The sequence below is a fragment of the Bacillus sp. EB600 genome, from assembly GCF_024494385.1.
Classification (GTDB): domain Bacteria; phylum Bacillota; class Bacilli; order Bacillales; family Cytobacillaceae; genus JAEVLT01.
On the sequence record NZ_JAEVLT010000001.1, the window covers coordinates 261,912 to 279,047 of the forward strand.

The following is a 17,136-nucleotide window of genomic DNA, read 5'->3' on the forward strand; positions in this document are numbered from 1 at the left end:
TGCAAACAAAAAGATCCTACTGCAGGCAGAGGATCCCATTACTCCATTACATCTTTCATCCCTCTGTCCCGGTCCGCATCCACGGATCTAGGCAGAAACCTGTTTAAATTTCGATTAAAACTAGGTGCAGCTCGGATAGGATACTGCCCAAAAGAATTATAACAAAGAATGTAGAGGTTTGGCTATCAGAAAATTCTAAAAGGCACTAAATTTCTATATCTGCGGAATAGACATGATGAATCTTTCCAAATTTATCTTCAATTTGTAATACTCCCTCTTCTGTTATACCAAGCGCTTTCCCTTCAATGACAGTTGTTAATGTTCGTGCCTTTATATGCTTACCAATGCTGACCGCATAGCTTTCCCAAAGAAGCTTGATCGGGAGAAAGCCTTCATCCAAGTAAGACATATACAAGTTTTCGAATTTAGTAAAAATACTCCTGATTAAACTAGCACGCGAAATTTTCCCTCCCGTTTCAATCGATAAGGATGTTGCAATTGGATGAAGTTCACTTGGAAAATCTTGAAGCTGCTGATTCACATTTATACCAATCCCGATAATAACCGAATGGATTTGATCCGCTTCCGCTTGCAGCTCAGTCAAAATACCAGTCAGCTTTTTACCATTTATCAAAATGTCATTTGGCCATTTAATTTCAGCTGCCAATCCAGTCAGATCCTCGATTGCTTGAACGACTGCAACAGCAGTTAATAAAGTTAATTGTGGTGCTTTCGGAAGCGGAATGTTCGGCCGAAGAATTAGACTCATCCAAATTCCCGTATATTTAGGTGAATGCCATTGCCGGCCCAATCTGCCTTTTCCAGAAAGCTGTTCTTCTGCAATCACCACGGTTCCTTCTGGAACATTTTCATTAGCCAAGCGCTGCGCAACTTTTTGAGTGGATTCAACGGCTTCCTCATATTGAATGTTTTGTCCGATAAATTTTGTATGTAGACCAAGCCGAATTTCATCAGCAGTAATTGCTTCGGGGGTGCTTACTATTCGATATCCTTTTCTTCTGACGGCTTCTAATTGAAAGCCATCCTTACGTAATTCTTCCATGTGTTTCCATACGGCTGTCCGTGAGCAACCAATTAAATCGGCCAAAAATTGACCCGATAAGTATGTATCATCGGCATTTGTAAAGGCATCAAGCAATTGCTTTCTTATTTCTGTTTGCACTTTAACAGCCACTCCTTTATTTTTAGTTTTTCATTTTCAACCAGACCTTCTAAAACAGCATGCTCAATTTGTAAAAGGATCTCATGGATCCATGGACCGCCTTTTCTGTTATTCCAAGCAAGTATATCACTTCCGGTTATATTCAGATCAGTCCGTTCTTTAATTGGCATACCATTATACATTTCAACTAAGGCTTGGACAGACCTTTCGCTTCTACTCCCGTTAATAACATGATATAGTTTTTCGACTGAAATTGAAGCAATTAACTGTGCTGAATAGAGTTGATAAGTCGTCCATTCCTGTTCAAGCCTAGTTGCCAGAAAACTCAAAACTAGTTGAATTTCCTTTATTTGTTTAACCGGAAGACGCCACTCACGTAAAAACTGCTCGGCATCTTTCCCTGATAGCCTAAAGCAGTAGCAAAGCAACGACCACATTTCATTGGTATTTAGTCCCTCGCAGTGATAAGAAAGCAATTTTGTTAGTTCTGCTTTTCGATTTTCAAAGCATGGCAGATAAGCATAAAGTTTTGTTTCGAGCGTAATTTCAAACGCTTTTCTGCGGTTTTCACCCGCGATTAACTTTTCAAATTCTGACCTCTTCCTCTCTATTGCAATTTTATCTAGTAGATATCCAAGCTCTGCTAATGCCTTCAATGTTTTAGATTCGATTTCAAAGCTTAGTTGACTCACAAACCGTACAGCTCTCATTATCCGTAGTGCATCTTCCTGGAAACGTTCTTCTGCTTTCCCAACCGTTTTTATTTCTCTCGCTTTAATGCTTGCTTGACCAGCAAACGGATCGTGTATACTTCCATTTATATCCATTGCTATCGCATTTATTGTAAAATCTCTGCGCTCTAAGTCTTTTCTTAGGGAACGAATAAAGGCCACTTCCTTTGGCCTGCGAAAATCGAGGTATTCTGATTCAGCTCTAAATGTAGTAATTTCATAGGAATTACTTCGATAAAGGACCAATATTGTTCCATGTTCAATGCCAATGTCAACTGTTTTTGGAAAAATTCGCTTGATTTCCATAGGGGTTGCAGATGTAGCAATATCAACATCATGAATCGGCTTTTGCAATAAAAAGTCCCGTACTGCCCCACCGACGAAATAGGCCTCAAAACCAGCATTCTCGATTTGCTTAAGGACTTCTCGAGCAGTTAAAAAGGGCTCAATCATAAACCTCACCTTTATCAATCAGCTTAAAATATAGCTGTTCGTATTGTTTGACGATTTCCTCGGCACAAAATTTGCTTTTTACTGTTTCCAACGCCTTATCCGAGAATTTTTTGTGCAGATTCTTTTCCTTTAACAGAAAAATTGATTTAGCCGCCATCTCATCGATATCCCCTAATTCACATAGAAAACCTGATTGACCATCTACAATGACCTCCGGAATTCCGCCGACATTTGTCCCAATACAGGGGACACCACATGCCATTGCCTCAAGGAGGACAAGTCCAAAGCTTTCCTTTTCAGATAAGAGCAGCATTAAATCACTTATTGAATATAATTCCTCGAGATTTTCCTGTTTTCCTAGAAAAAGGACCAGATTGTTTAACCCAAGCTTATTGACTAATTTACTTACTCTGCTTACTTCAGGACCATCCCCGACCAATAATAATTTTGCAGGCATTGCTTCAGCAATTTTTGCGAAGGTTTTCACGACATCCTCGACTCGTTTGACAGGGCGAAAATTCGATACATGGATAATTACCTTTTCCTCTGGCTTGATCTCGTATTCTTCTTTTAAGTGTGAAGCATCACTTTTTTGGTAGATCCGTTCATCAATGAAATTATAGACAGTTTCGATTGATTTATCCGGATTGATTAAATCATAGGTTTCTTCAACTAATGAGTCAGATACTGCTGTAACTATATCTGATTTTTCAATACCAAATTTAATAGCATCTGTTAAAGTGGAATCATAACCCAGTACCGTTATATCTGTTCCATGAAGAGTTGTAACAATTTTTAAATCCCGATTACACATTTGCTTTGCTAGAATTGCACAAACAGCATGCGGAATTGCATAATGGACATGAAGGATATCTAAATTTTCCCGATTTACAACCTCTGCCATTTTACTAGCTAAAGCAATATCATATGGAGGAAATTGGAAAACAGAATATTGATTTACTTCCACCTGATGATAATAAATATTATGGTACATTCTTTTCAGTCGAAAAGGGAGACTCGATGATATAAAGTGAATCTCGTGTCCTCTTTCCGCAAGCATCTTGCCTAGCTCTGTTGCAACAACACCTGACCCCCCGACTGTAGGGTAACAAGTAATCCCAATCTTTAACTTTCTCATTCTAATTCTCCTAACAAATCTCTGTTCAAAAGGATAGGAAATTTGGTTTTGAAGCCTTCTGCATAATTGACCCCCACCTGCTTACCAAACATCCTCTCCCGAGCTTCAATTGTTTCAATATATCCATTTACAAGGGGCGTATCAACACTTTGGACAGTTTTCTCAAATTGACTCCTATAGGTATTTAATGCCTCCATTTTTACGGTAAACTGCGTTGATATATCAACGACAAAATCAGGCTTATGAAAGCCGTTAATCATATAAAAGTAAACATTTTTCACTCGATGTGGTGCTTCTTGTTGGCCTGTCTGATACTTTTTAATTCCTGCAGAAAAAACCGCCTCCTCGACAAGGCGGGCACAATTTCCATGATCAGGGTGACGATCGTTAAAATAAGGAGCAAACACAACCTGAGGACGGTATCTTCTAATCACAGCAGCAATTTCTTTTATGTATTCTTCCTTTAAAAATAAGCCCCTATCAGGTAAACCAAGCGAGCAGCGCACAACCGCTCCAAGAATCTCTGCTGCCTTTTTTGCCTCAACATCACGTCGTTCAACTGTTCCGTTAGAAGATAACTCAGCGGCAGTTAAATCACAAATACCTGTTTCTTTTCCTTCAGCTGCATATTTTGCAATTGTTCCTCCCATCCCAATTTCAACATCATCAGGATGGGCACCAAAGGCGAGAATATGCAATTTCTTAGTTTCCATTCGTTTCACCGCTGCTCTCTTTAACAATGTTTCTCCATTCAAGCATGCCTTCTTCCAGTCCCCTTATCAATAATTCAGCAGTTCCCATATTAGTGGCTAATGGGATGGAATAAACATCACATAAGCGTACCAGGGCGGTGACATCTGGTTCGTGTGGCTGAGCGGTAAGCGGATCTCGGAAAAAAAATACTGTATCCATTTTATTTTGGGCGATCATCGCACCTATTTGCTGATCTCCTCCAAGCGGTCCTGACTGAAAGCGATGAATATCTAAGCCAGTAGCCTCACTAATCCTTAAGCCGGTTGTACCTGTTGCAAATAATGTATGTTTGGCAAAAATTGTTTTATAAGCTGTAGCAAATTGTACTAGATTATCTTTTTTCTTATCATGGGCAATCAAGGCAATGTTCATAGTAAAAAAACTCCTATTCTAAAATATTTTCAAGTCCATATACGAACGAGTTTATTTTCATAACCGTGTCTACTGCAACCTTTACGCCTGACATAAACGAACTGCGGTTGTATGAATCATGGCGAATCGTTAATGTTTGTCCATCTGAACCTAACAATACTTGCTGGTGGGCGATTAAGCCTGGCAGGCGGACCGAGTGAATATGCATACCATCATAATCTGCTCCTCGTGCGCCAGTAATCGTTTCCCTTTCATTTGGGTGCCCTTGCTTTTTCGCGGCCCGAACGGCAGAAATCATTTCAGCCGTTTTTACAGCTGTTCCTGATGGGGCATCAAGCTTTTGATCATGATGCATTTCAATAATTTCGATATCCTCAAAGTATTTTGCGGCCATTTGCGAAAATTTCATCATTAATACTGCCCCAATTGCAAAGTTAGGAGCAATAATGCACCCTAGTTGTTTTTCATGACAAATGGTCTCTAACTCTTCTAAATCATTTTTTGAAAACCCAGTCGTTCCGACAACCGGACGAACGTTATATTCCAACGCAGTTTTCGTATGCTTCATCCCAACCTCGGGGGTAGTTAAATCAATTAATACGTCTACACTAGTATGTTGCAGGCATTTTTCAAGATCTGTATAAATTGGTACATCTAAAGGAGGAAATCCATCTAACTCACTTAATTTCATCCCTTCATTCTTATGGTCAACAACAGCAATAAGTTCGAAATGCTCAGTTGAGTTTACGAGATTAACGGCCTCCCTGCCCATCCTCCCGCGTGGACCAGCAATGATAATAGTAACTTTTTCCATTTCATTCACCCTTGCTATTAGGATTAATTCTTGTCCAACGATCTTTATCCCTCGTTGCAAATTTGTTCATAACGATGTCATGAGCTTTTTCTAAATCAATATTTAAAGAGTTTGCAAAGCAAATAATAACAAATAAAAGATCACCAAGCTCCTCTTCAATTGTTTTTTCAACTTCATCCGTTTTTTTTGGCTTTTCGCCGTAGTAATGGTTAACCTCTCTTGCCAATTCGCCTAATTCTTCAGTCATTCTGGCCACCATTGCTAATGGACTAAAATAACCTTCCTTAAATTGGCTAATGTATGTATTTACTTCTGCTTGGAGGTCTTGAATTGTTTTGCCATCTGCCAAAGATCTCACCTCAATTTCATTCTGCTAAAAAAAATACCACCTCTTTCATGTTAGCTAAATTATCAGCGTTTTACAAATGTTTTCCCTAAGTTAATTTCAATGATTGCTCCACCAAAAGTTTTCTTATATAATAAAACAGCTTATCGGAAGGAAAATATAGTAAAGGAGGAAGAATATGATTTTACATATGAAACTAAAGAATATTGTATTTATCATTATCGGGGCCGCTATCATGTCATTTGGATTGGTCAATTTTAATATGCAAAACAAATTAGCAGAAGGCGGTTTTACAGGAATTACCTTACTTTTTTATTTTTTGTTCAAATGGGATCCTTCTTACTCCAATTTAATACTAAATATCCCTCTCTTCTTTATTGGCTGGAAGTTACTTGGTCGGAATACCTTTTTCTATACCATTATTGGAACTGTCAGCGTTTCGATTTTTTTATGGATCTTTCAAAGAATCGTAATCGATATGCCATTAAGAAACGATTTAACCTTAGCTGCCTTATTTGCAGGAGTATTCACAGGAATTGGTCTAGGTATTATTTTCCGCTATGGTGGTACAACAGGCGGTGTAGACATTATCGCTCGGCTTGTTAACAAATATGCAGGCTGGACCATGGGCAAAACAATGTTTATGTTCGATGCTTGTGTCATTGCCTTGTCATTGATCACATATCTTAACTATAAACAAGCGATGTATACTCTTGTTGCGGTCTTTGTCGGTGCAAGGGTAATTGATTTTATGCAGGAAGGCGCCTATTCTGCTAGAGGGGCAATGATTATCTCGGAAAAAAACGAGGAAATAGGCACACAAATTATGGAAGAATTAGACAGAGGTGTAACAATTTTAAAAGGATACGGTTTTTATACCAGAAGTGAACGGGAAGTCATTTATTGTGTAGTTGCCAAAAATGAACTAGTCCGTTTGAAAAGTTTGATCAGCAATATTGATCCCCATGCTTTTGTCTCCATATCGGTGGTTCATGACGTTCATGGCGAAGGCTTTACCCTTGACGAAAACAAAAAGCCAATTGAGCCGTGAAATGGAAAAATTAAGACAGCAAAAGGACCTGCCACCATGTTACGGTTATCAGGCCCCTGTTATTAGTTATCAATTTTTTTAATCATCATTTCGATTCATTCCTGTGAAAATCAAAACAAGTCTTACCAATTCCAAAACGGCTACTGCAGCAGCTGCAACATAAGTAAGGGCTGCAGCATTTAAGACCTTCCTTGTTTCCCTTTCTTCATTATTTCGAATGAGTCCAAGCGAAACAACCTGATTTATAGCCCGATTAGAGGCATTAAATTCAACTGGAAGTGTAACGATCTGAAAAACCACCGCTGCTGCCATGAAAACAATCCCAAGTAACAGCATCCCACTTAGATGTGCAAAAATTCCAATCATAATAAGGACCCAAGAAAAATTCGAGCCAATATTAGCAACAGGGACTAGCGCGTGGCGAAAACGTAAAAAAGCATATCCTTCAGCATCTTGGATGGCATGTCCGCATTCATGCGAAGCTACCGCCGCCGCCGCAATAGACTGACCATGATATATTTCAGGTGATAACCGAACTGTTTTCGTTCTAGGATCATAATGGTCGCTTAAAAACCCGTTCCCTAATTCGATCCCAACATGATATAAACCATTTGCATTTAATACTTCTCTGGCAACTTCTGCCCCTGTCCTATATGTGGATGAAGCCACTCGTGAATACTTAGCAAATGTACCTTTAACCTTAAGCTGAGCCCATATTGGAATTAGGATAATGATGGCAAAATAAACTAAATAAAGCATGTTTGAACCTCCCATTCAGCTCCTAATGCCTTTATTGTATTCAAGCTGAATGTATGTGTCAATCTTTATACTCCCTTGAGTGGTCCTGGTGAATATCCTTGTCACCTTTATATTTTCTCCAACCAACATAGGATAATGTCATAATAATAATACTGCCAGTTGAGATGATTACCCACCACAACGAAGGGTCGGCTTGATCTTCATCCATATCGGTAAAAAGCTTCTTCAAATCTGTTTCCAAGCTATCGAGTTCCTTTAAACTCTTTGGATTCGAAACAATCTGGGAACGATAGACATCGATAAAGTTAATCCTTGCATCTAATTTTTGAATATTTTCGACGGGAACATCTATTTTCAAACTGGGATAGATCACGTTGTAAAGTGAAAGAAAGGAATTGAAGCTTGTGTTAAACTTACTTGTATTGCCATTGTAAGCGGCTTCTTTTACCTGGAGAAAGGTGGTCATAATCTGGTCTTCCATTTCCGTCCATAATGGTCTGTGGCTCGAGGAAATGGCGTCAATGACAAGACGAAACTTAGTTAATCTGCTTATTCTTTCTTGATAATTCATATTCGAACTGACAGCAGCCTCCATCGCTTCATCCCGGGCAACTGTAACGATTCTTACTTCATCCATTGTTAAGGGCTGTTTTGTTTGAGTTACAGATGTAAACTGATCAGAAAAATAGTCGAGCAGCTTTTTTGCTTCATCGTATTTTTGGAATTTGACCATTTGGAGAGCTTCGTCAGATATCTCATCCAGTTTATCAATCGGAGATACTTGGCCCGCAAATGCACTAATGGGAGCTAGTAAAAACACAATCATACAAAATAGCAGCCATTTACCTTTCAATCTTGTCCCCCCCTTCATACTACTAAAATGTATGAAGGGGGGGACAAGGTTAGACCATTTTTATACTAAGTAGAAAGTTATTTTATCTGAAGCTGGAAACGGCTGGAACGGATACAAAAACAATAAGCGATTCCAATTGCTAAAATAGACAGCCAAAAAGTAAAATAGCCGATTTGTGGTGTAAATTTATCCAATACACTGTAACGGGGCATCATTAAAAAGACATAATCTATGATAACATCATGCAAAACCCAAATTGCCGCAATCATTAAATGTTTCCTCTTAAATCGGTAAAACGGGGCATAAAGCAAACCTTGCACTGCCATAGCAAAATGTGATGCCATCAGCATATAACCAATAAAATCTAGTTTTCCCTGAACAAAATAGACGAGCAGGTTCATAACAACTGCCCAAATTCCATATTTAAATAAGGTCACAACCGCTAATGCCTCCGCATACGGCCAATTCCTTCGAAGTAGAAAAGCAATTAGCACAAACACGAAAAACAAACTAGCCGTAGGACTATCAGGAACAAATGGAAGGAATATAGTTGGTGTATCAGCCAGCTGCCACCCATACCAATCATACCCATAAATTGTTCCTGCAATATTAACGAGTAGCAGCAGCCATAAAAATGACCGGCTCGCTAACAAAGGATAAACCCATTTCACACTTACTCCTCTTTTCTCTTATTCCATTGTCGAAAAAAAAGCTGACGAAAAATACCGCCAGCTTTTCTTCTTTAAAGATTATTTCGTTCCAAGCCCTGCAATAAAATCCGTAAGTGCTTTCAGTTGCTTGTCATCGCCTTTAAAAATTCCTGCAGGCATTTTGCCTTGACCATTTTTGGCAATTTTCGCAATTTGGTCTGCTTTTAAACCGGTGCCAATAAGTGTCGGTGCTCCGGCGCCGCCTTGAAGGGAATCGCCATGGCAGTTAATACAGCCTTGCTCTTTAAAAACTTTATAGCCTTCACTAGCTTTATCGATATTAACCTTTGCGACAATCTTACCTTGTTCTTCAGCCTTTTTCCAATCATGTGTAGCAACGGATTGCCAAGTTAAGAAGACCGTTGCAGCTAATGCTAATAACATTATCGAAGTAGCAATAGGACGTTTTAGGGGCCGGCGTTCAGGACCAAGATCAATAAATGGTGCTAAAAGCAAACCGCCGAAGGTCAGCCCTGGAATAATGAGTGCTCCAATTACTGTATATGGACCAGAAGCATAAGAATATTTTAGCAATTGATACAAGAATAAGAAATACCAGTCTGGTAATGGAATATAACCAGTGTCAGTTGGATCAGCAATCCTTTCGAGTGGAGCCGGGTGTGCAACTGTTAAACATAAAAAGCCAACAAGAAAAACTGCACCTACCATCCATTCTTTCAAAAGGAAGTTAGGCCAGAAAGCTTCTGTTTTACCGGGGTATTCCGAGTAATCCTTCGGAATATTCGGTTTTCGCTGCGAAGGTGCCACCACGCGCGAATCACCGACAAACTTCATACCTTTACCGCGATGCATTGAGCAATCCCCTCCTTTTTTCAGTTAATACTAACTATTTCACAAAACAAAGTTCATATTATAGCGGTCCGGAAATTCCCTGCTTACGTATCATTAAAAAGTGTGCTGCCATTAATCCAAACAATGCACCAGGCAAGAAGAATACATGGATTGCAAAGAACCGGGTTAATGTTTGCGCGCCGACAATATGTTCATTTCCGGCAAGTAAAATTTTAATGTAGGAGCCTATGAAAGGAACTGACTCGGCAATTTGCAAGCCTACTTTTGTAGCAAATAGCGCTTTCATATCCCATGGTAATAAATAACCCGTAAATCCTAAGCCGAGCATGACGAAGAAAATTAGTACGCCTACAATCCAGTTAAGTTCACGAGGCTTTTTATATGCGCCTTGGAAAAAGACGCGCAGTGTATGTAAAAACATCATAACAAGTACTAGACTTGCGCCCCAGTGATGCATTCCACGGACAATTTGTCCAAATGCGACTTCATTTTGCAGGTAATAAACAGATTCCCATGCATTTTTGATATCCGGTACATAATACATCGTTAAAAACATACCAGAAAGAATTTGAATAACTGTTACAAAGAATGTCAGGCCGCCAAAACAGTATACAAATGCTGAAAAATGGTGTGCAGGATTGACATGCTCTGGAACTTCATGGTCTGCGATATCTCGCCACAAAGGCGTAATATCTAAACGTTCATCTACCCAATCGTAAATTTTGTTTAACAATGATTACGCCCCCTTCCGTGGTTCTGCTTTTCCTAAGTACAAAAATCCGTCTTTTTCTTTGTATGGATATACATCAAGTGGTGCTGTTGGCGGTGTTCCAGGAATGTTTGTACCGTCTTTCGTGTATCTGCCATAATGACACGGACAGAAGAATTGATTTGGATGTGCTTTGTCTGTATTCCAGTTAACAGTGCAGCCTAAATGCTTACAAGTAGGTGAAAGCGCCATTATCTTATTCGTCGCTTTATCCCTGTATACCCAAGCAGTATTTGTTACATCCGACTCATACCAAGCATCCTTCTGCTTAAATGTGAAGTCAACACGTACCGGTTGGTCAGTTAATTCTGACACCTTTTGTTTGGTGGCGATAAATTCTCCTGCAGCATCAGCCTTTAAAACTGGATCGACCGCAAAACGAACCATTGGCATTAGCATTCCTGCTGCCATAAATCCCCCTACACCGGTTAAGGTATAGCTTAAGAATTGGCGTCTTGAAACTCGTTCCTTACTCACTGATTTCCCCCCTCTTTATTAAATTTTTTTAAGTCCAGCGGACATTGAATAAACACAGATAAAACTAGGACATAACCATGATATATCAATCTTTGTTAGAGGTCAATATCATAACCAGATCACACGCCTTGTTGTTCACCCATTTTCATGCCATTTTCCCATGAAAATAGCTAAAAGCTGCTTAACCTGACTATCAATGATTGAAATTTTCTGTGAACCTTCTAAATCTTCAAGTGGCAACGCTGGAATCCATATGAGGGATTCAGTTAATTTTTCTTCATGCATTTTCCATTCACTATCGCAGGTTAACAAAAAAATATGTTTCAATTGATTCTTTTTCAAGCAAGAGATCCATGACTCAAGTTCACTTAATCGATTGTCATAATCGTCTTCTGTTAAATAGGTAAATGGCGGCAACAGAAGGATTCTGCCTGTAAATTGTCTTTCAAGGAGAGTGGATAATAATGTAGTAAATTCAGACATTGATGCAGCTTGTTTCATTTTCTCACCGAAAGCTACCGGGATTAAAGGAATAACAGCGGTGTCAATATATTCCTGTGCTTTTAAATACTGATCAATATCTTGAGGGATCCATTTCAATTTTCTTCACTCCAAGCATACAGATTCCCTTTTATCATATCATTTTTTCAAAAAAGAGCAAAAAAAGAACAAAATGGGAGCTTGCTTACAGCAAGCTTCCATTTTGTTCAGAAACTTTTAATTGATTTAACCTTTTCGTTAAAACTTGAAACGCCATTCGGTCTTGTTGATCAAGGGCCTGATCAATTAAATCAAGCAACTTTTCATGTTGAAAACGTTCGATGCTGTAATTTAGGAATTGTTCAGCAATCATTCCATCTTTTTCATTTACTTGTAAATGTTTTGGCATGAACGGATTCTCTTCGAGAACAGCCGCATATTGATGTTTTTGATTAGAAGCAAGAAAGTTTAACTGAATGTATATATCTTCATCGCGGTTAAGCCGGATATCATGAAAAGATTTTTCCGCATCGGTTGTCATTACATTCTCTTTGTAAAAGCGAAACGGTACTTTATCTACACAATGTGTAGACATAATTAATCCTCTTGGGCAATATTGTGCTTGCTCAACAAAATGAACCTTTTCCATCAATTGATCATGGCTCATTAAATAATTCAAAATCCATACACATTCTCTGCGCTTTAATTGATAATGATTTAAAAACCAGCGAATAAAGTCCTTTTTCTCGTTGACAGAAACAGGGGTTGCCATAGTAGATTCCCTCCTCTGTATTTCACTTTCCTAGATTTCTATATCAGTTAGTCTTTCAAGTAAATCCAGATATTCTTCATTTGTAGGATCACTTTTTAGTAGTTGTTTAAAAATTTCGGCAGCTCTATCATTTTTTCCTTCTTCTATTAAAAAATATCCGAAATTCGTCAAAAATGCTTCATCATTCTTGAAAAAATTATATGCACTCTCATATTTAGTTAATGCCTTTGAATACTCTTCAAGCTTTTGATAAGCAAGGGCTGCATCCCAAAGAAATTGTGGCTCACTTTCCTCTTGGATTTCGATTGTACTTAAGAGATCAATAACTTGATCATATTTTTCCTGTTTGAAGAATAAACTATTTAAGGCTATTGCAGCTTCAGTGAAGCCTGGATCCAAGGCAAGTGCCTCACGGAACAACTTTTCAGCCTCCTCCTCTTCGCCACGTTTCAAAGCTATTTTCCCGCCGTAACAAAATAATTCTTTATTAAATTCATCCTGTCTTATACCCTGTTGAACAATCTCAAGGCACTTTTCCAATTCTTCTTCTCTTTCATAAGCTTTTGCTAAAGGCAGGTAAAGGGAATGATATTCTGGATCGAGTTCTTTTAATTCAAGGAATTTTTCAATTGCTTTCCGATTAAATCCACCTTGAAGGGCTGTAAATGCATAGCCAAATAGGGTGTTTATTTCTAATTTCTCATTAAGTGCCTTCTCGTAATATGGAAGGGCTTCTTCAAAGGCACCAGACGTGCTTAAAAGGTCTGCAATACGTTGGTTAATGTTAACCCCCGCTAATTCATTTTTCTCCTGCAAAACGGCTTTATAGGCTTGTAGGGACTTGGTAACTTCACCCTCTTCACTGTACAATTCACCTAATGCAAAATCAATGACAATTTCCTCTGGCATTATTGCCTTGGCTTTTAGTAGTTTTCGTTCACAAACTTCGTACAGACCTTGAACCTGATATAAATCAGCCAAAAGTAACAATGACTGGGCAAAGCTCGGGTCTGCTTCAGAAATCTGTTCAAGAACTAGTGTTGCTTGTTCCTCATTACCTGCTTCGATTAAAACCTCTGCGAGTAATACAAGGAGTTCACCTTCATCTGGATAAATTTCCAGCAGACTTTCAAATAACGCCTTTGCTTCCTCTAAGAATCCAAGCTGAAACATTTCCTCTCCGAGAAGGTACTTTTCATCTGATGTGCCGTTAGTTAATACTTCATTATATTCACTTTTTGCCTGCTTATGTTGACCATTTTCGAGCATAGCTAATATTTTTTTTACTCTATCCATTTTGTCCTCTTCCTCAAAATCGACTTGTTCTTTACATTGCATTCCTACGTCTGCATTTTATCATTAGTTGAAAAGTATGATGGGATTTTCATCTTTACATACTCCCGATTCCTAGTTTAAATTGTACTTCATTTCCTATTTCCTACTCTAATTACTTTTCCTTTATGAACAGTAACTTCAAGTATATATCCCTATGATAAAGAAATAATTGCTTTACATCAAGATTCTTGATTCCTCTACTATTAACATATAGATTATAACTTAATTCAGCCTTGTGAATTAAACAAAGACTCTTCAGGCAAAACGCCGATTTTATTTAAAAAATTTGCTGAAAGGGGATTTCTTTGATATTTTCTTGCCTTTTAAATTATGGGCATTTTCTATAATATAGGCCATTCAACCACCTCTTTTCCTGTCTATAGACAAGCTATGAGGAAAACTAGAAATTATGCTAAAAAGAACCAAAAGCGCAAGCGCCTGTTTAGCGACGTATGGACTGGAGCACACCGACTAGTTAAAGGAAACACGAAGAGCGTAAGCGATTCGATGTTGACTTATCGTAGGAAGGTGGGCGAAGTACACTAGTCGCTAGGCGCTGGAGCTGGACGTAGATTAACTATATTCAAAATTATCAACTGGTAATTCTTTTATAATTTCCTTAAAAAGAAAAAAGCCGCTTAAATGAATGCGGCTTTTATCTTTTTAGATTATTTAAATGGGTAAAAAAGTCGGGGTAGGAGACAGAAATTGCTCCTGGGTTCTCGAGGCAAACCTCTTCTTGGCAAATTGCAGCAGCAATTGAAAGCATCATCCCGATCCGGTGGTCTCCATGACTGGAGACTATCCCGCCTGAAAGCCGGGATTTTCCATAAATGATCATCCCATCTTCTGTCGGCTCAATATTTGCACCCAGCTTTTTCAATTCGTTAACAACCGTATCAATCCGATTTGTTTCTTTTACCTTTAGTTCCTGTGCATCCTTAATGATCGTTTTCCCATCAGCTTGAGTAGCTAGTAAGGCAATCACAGGGATTTCGTCGATTAATCTTGGAATTAACTCGCCTTCAATAATCGTTCCTTTAAGATTGGAAGTTTTGATCAAAAGATCTCCATAAGGCTCAAAAGCATTATCCTCACTAGTTAAGATCTGTAAGTCTGCTCCCATTTTTTTCATGACATCAATAATTCCCGTTCTTGTCGGATTTAAGCCGACATTCCTTAAGATAATTTCACTTTCAGGAACAATTGCACCTGCTACAAGGAAGAAGGCTGCTGATGAAATATCACCAGGAACATGGACATGTGATCCAGTAAATTTCTGTCCGCCTTTTACTGTAATAACTCCTTTTTCCTTGGTTATTTCTCCGCCAAAATGACGGATCATTCTTTCCGTATGATCTCTTGATTCTGTTTTTTCAATTATGCATGACTCTCCATCAGCTTGAAGACCGGCAAATAAAAGAGAGGATTTTACCTGAGCGCTTGCAACTGGCATTTGATAGTGAATCGGCTTTAAATTTCCCCCGCGAATGGCTAAAGGAGTATACTCGCCATTTTTCCTTCCTTCAATCTGGGCTCCCATTTCCCTTAATGGAACTGTTACTCTTGTCATTGGTCGTTTGCCAATTGATTGATCACCTTGTAAGGCCGCGAAAAATGGCCTTCCCGACAAGATACCTAACATTAGGCGGATTGTTGTCCCAGAGTTGCCGACATCAAGAACTTCATTTGGCTCCATCAAACCATCAAAACCATTTCCGATAATCTTTAGTTCCTTTTCTTGCTCTTCAATTTGAACACCAAGCTTACGGAAGCAGGCAATCGTACTTAAGCAATCATCGCCTGGTAAAAAATTTGATACGGTTGTCAAACCGTTAGCAATGGCACCAAACATGACGGACCGATGAGAAATCGATTTATCTCCCGGTACCGCTACACTGCCTGATAAACCTTTTATGTTTATATTCAACTTTATTGACTCCATGTAATCACCTATTCCCCAGATGTCAGATTAAGATATAATAAATGTCGCGTAATCTGTATAGGAGAGGATACACTTCTCCGCTCTTTGACGATCCTCTTCCGTTTGAAAGCTAATTGCGAGGACTCCATAAACATCTTCTCGTGTTTCATGTATACGAATGTTCGTAATACTGATTCTTTCCTTTGCTAAGTATCCCGTTATTTCTGAAATGACACCAGGAACATCGGGAATATCCACAAAGAGATCGTAAAAGGCAGGTATTGCTCCTTTTTCCTTAATAGGAAGGTTGTCACGGTATTCTTTTGCCTCTTTAAAATAATTTAAAATTGCTGGGCTGTTTTCTTTTTCCAATAATGCTTTGATCCATTCCATTTCCTCTTGCCATTTTTCAAAAAGCTCTAACAAAATCTCTTTATTTTGCAGCAAAATATCCCGCCACATTTCAGGACTACTTGAGGCAATTCGGGTAATATCCCTAAAGCCACCAGCTGCCAGCCTTGGTATTAAATTTCTTGAATCGGCTAATTTCTCTGTTTGACGAACAATCGATGCAGCAATAATGTGAGGAAAATGACTGACAATTCCTGTTAGATAATCATGCTCATCTGGAGCAATTGTTAAAAATTTAGCTTTCGTTCCGTTAAGCCATGATTTTAATTGAGCTACTTTTGAATCCGAAATTCGATCATTTGGCGTCAACAGATAAAAAGCATTTTCAAATAGAATATCTTTAGCGGCTGTTACCCCACTTTTATGTGATCCTGCCATTGGATGACCGCCGATAAAGGCAAATCCTTTGGTTAAAAGTGGATCCGCAGCATGAACCACCTTTTGTTTCGTACTCCCAGTGTCTGTAATAATTACATCTTGTTTTAAAGGAAGTCCTGCAAGTAGGCTTATAATCTCCTCCGATTGATTAACCGGTGTCGATAGGATAATTAAATCAGCATCCACAGCGCCATCTGGTATTGTTTCTGTATTTTCATCAATAACACCAAGTGCTTTTGCAAGCCCTGCTTGCTCGGCATTTACATCAAAGCCAATAATAGTAGCATCCTTATGCTCTTTTTTTATACACAAAGCTAAAGAGCCGCCAATTAAGCCTAATCCAATAACAAAAACACGGCCTTTCAACTATTTGTCCTCCTAACAAGAAAAGCGCAAGCGCCCGTTAAGCACACTACAGGACTAGAGCACACCTACTAAAGATAAAGGAAACACGAATTAGCGCATTCGTGCTTGACTTACCATAGGGAGGTGGGCGAAGTACACTAGTCGCCGGGCGCTGGAGCTAACAATTATCTAAGTTCAAAAATTCTATACTTTCTTATTCTTTAAGAAAAGCGCAAGCGTCCAGCGGAAAACCACCAGTTGCTGGACGC

Annotated in this window: 19 protein-coding genes; 1 reads left to right on the forward strand and 18 read right to left on the reverse strand. The window is 38.8% G+C overall.

Annotated elements, in window-relative coordinates; genetic code table 11:
• Nucleotides 1-205 precede the first annotated feature (205 nt).
• Genes JN080_RS01390 through JN080_RS01420 form a run of 7 tightly spaced genes read right to left on the reverse strand, consistent with a single transcriptional unit; the run spans nt 206 to nt 5,793 of the window.
• Nucleotides 206-1,183, reverse strand: coding sequence for a biotin--[acetyl-CoA-carboxylase] ligase (locus tag JN080_RS01390; RefSeq protein WP_256234083.1), 978 nt, complete (start codon nt 1,181-1,183; stop codon nt 206-208).
• Nucleotides 1,168-2,367 carry a CCA tRNA nucleotidyltransferase gene (locus tag JN080_RS01395; protein ID WP_256234084.1) on the reverse strand — a complete coding sequence of 400 codons (1,200 nt, stop codon included), beginning with the start codon at nt 2,365-2,367 and terminating at the stop codon, nt 1,168-1,170. Before JN080_RS01395 ends, JN080_RS01390 begins: the two co-directional genes overlap by 16 nt.
• Nucleotides 2,360-3,505, reverse strand: coding sequence for an N-acetyl-alpha-D-glucosaminyl L-malate synthase BshA (bshA, locus tag JN080_RS01400; protein ID WP_256234085.1), 1,146 nt, complete (start codon nt 3,503-3,505; stop codon nt 2,360-2,362). The genes JN080_RS01395 and bshA overlap by 8 nt, the downstream gene beginning before the upstream one ends.
• Nucleotides 3,502-4,218, reverse strand: coding sequence for a bacillithiol biosynthesis deacetylase BshB1 (gene bshB1, locus JN080_RS01405; RefSeq protein ID WP_256234086.1), 717 nt, complete (start codon nt 4,216-4,218; stop codon nt 3,502-3,504). Before bshB1 ends, bshA begins: the two co-directional genes overlap by 4 nt.
• Nucleotides 4,208-4,630 carry a methylglyoxal synthase gene (gene mgsA, locus JN080_RS01410; protein ID WP_256234087.1) on the reverse strand — a complete coding sequence of 141 codons (423 nt, stop codon included), beginning with the start codon at nt 4,628-4,630 and terminating at the stop codon, nt 4,208-4,210. Before mgsA ends, bshB1 begins: the two co-directional genes overlap by 11 nt.
• A gap of 13 nt (nt 4,631-4,643) precedes the next feature.
• A complete protein-coding gene (gene dapB, locus JN080_RS01415) occupies nt 4,644-5,444 on the reverse strand; it encodes a 4-hydroxy-tetrahydrodipicolinate reductase (protein ID WP_256234088.1) in 801 nt (266 codons plus the stop codon).
• A gap of 1 nt (nt 5,445) precedes the next feature.
• Nucleotides 5,446-5,793, reverse strand: coding sequence for a nucleotide pyrophosphohydrolase (locus JN080_RS01420; protein ID WP_256234089.1), 348 nt, complete (start codon nt 5,791-5,793; stop codon nt 5,446-5,448).
• Nucleotides 5,794-5,968: 175 nt separating this feature from the next.
• Between JN080_RS01420 and JN080_RS01425 the strand changes: the two genes are divergently transcribed.
• On the forward strand, nt 5,969-6,841 hold the full coding sequence (locus tag JN080_RS01425; RefSeq protein WP_256234090.1) for a YitT family protein: 873 nt from the start codon (nt 5,969-5,971) through the stop codon (nt 6,839-6,841).
• Between the two features lie 78 nt (nt 6,842-6,919).
• Here the strand turns inward: JN080_RS01425 and JN080_RS01430 are convergent, their stop codons facing one another.
• The 11 genes from JN080_RS01430 to JN080_RS01480 form a co-directional block, all read right to left on the reverse strand.
• Nucleotides 6,920-7,600 (reverse strand): zinc metallopeptidase, encoded by a 681-nt coding sequence (locus tag JN080_RS01430; protein ID WP_256234091.1) that lies wholly within the window; start codon nt 7,598-7,600, stop codon nt 6,920-6,922.
• A gap of 58 nt (nt 7,601-7,658) precedes the next feature.
• On the reverse strand, nt 7,659-8,453 hold the full coding sequence (ypjB, locus tag JN080_RS01435; protein ID WP_256234092.1) for a sporulation protein YpjB: 795 nt from the start codon (nt 8,451-8,453) through the stop codon (nt 7,659-7,661).
• A gap of 77 nt (nt 8,454-8,530) precedes the next feature.
• On the reverse strand, nt 8,531-9,124 hold the full coding sequence (lhaT, locus tag JN080_RS01440; protein WP_256234093.1) for a lipoprotein heptaprenylglyceryl N-acetyltransferase LhaT: 594 nt from the start codon (nt 9,122-9,124) through the stop codon (nt 8,531-8,533).
• A 78-nt stretch (nt 9,125-9,202) separates the two neighbouring features.
• On the reverse strand, nt 9,203-9,976 hold the full coding sequence (locus JN080_RS01445; RefSeq protein WP_256234094.1) for a menaquinol-cytochrome c reductase cytochrome b/c subunit: 774 nt from the start codon (nt 9,974-9,976) through the stop codon (nt 9,203-9,205).
• Between the two features lie 58 nt (nt 9,977-10,034).
• Nucleotides 10,035-10,709, reverse strand: a complete 675-nt coding sequence (qcrB, locus tag JN080_RS01450) for a menaquinol-cytochrome c reductase cytochrome b subunit (protein WP_256234095.1) — start codon at nt 10,707-10,709, stop codon at nt 10,035-10,037.
• A 3-nt stretch (nt 10,710-10,712) separates the two neighbouring features.
• Nucleotides 10,713-11,222 (reverse strand): QcrA and Rieske domain-containing protein, encoded by a 510-nt coding sequence (locus JN080_RS01455; RefSeq protein WP_309144643.1) that lies wholly within the window; start codon nt 11,220-11,222, stop codon nt 10,713-10,715.
• 135 nt (nt 11,223-11,357) lie between these two features.
• Nucleotides 11,358-11,822 carry a YpiF family protein gene (locus JN080_RS01460; protein WP_256234096.1) on the reverse strand — a complete coding sequence of 155 codons (465 nt, stop codon included), beginning with the start codon at nt 11,820-11,822 and terminating at the stop codon, nt 11,358-11,360.
• 85 nt (nt 11,823-11,907) lie between these two features.
• Nucleotides 11,908-12,474, reverse strand: a complete 567-nt coding sequence (locus tag JN080_RS01465; RefSeq protein WP_256234097.1) for a ReoY family proteolytic degradation factor — start codon at nt 12,472-12,474, stop codon at nt 11,908-11,910.
• 30 nt (nt 12,475-12,504) lie between these two features.
• The gene (locus tag JN080_RS01470; RefSeq protein ID WP_256234098.1) at nt 12,505-13,770 is read right to left on the reverse strand and encodes a tetratricopeptide repeat protein; all 1,266 of its coding nucleotides are present in this window, start codon (nt 13,768-13,770) and stop codon (nt 12,505-12,507) included.
• Between the two features lie 694 nt (nt 13,771-14,464).
• Complete coding sequence (aroA, locus tag JN080_RS01475) at nt 14,465-15,754, reverse strand: 3-phosphoshikimate 1-carboxyvinyltransferase (protein ID WP_256234099.1); 1,290 nt, start codon at nt 15,752-15,754, stop codon at nt 14,465-14,467.
• Between the two features lie 27 nt (nt 15,755-15,781).
• A complete protein-coding gene (locus JN080_RS01480) occupies nt 15,782-16,888 on the reverse strand; it encodes a prephenate dehydrogenase (RefSeq protein WP_256234100.1) in 1,107 nt (368 codons plus the stop codon).
• Nucleotides 16,889-17,136: the final 248 nt, after the last annotated feature.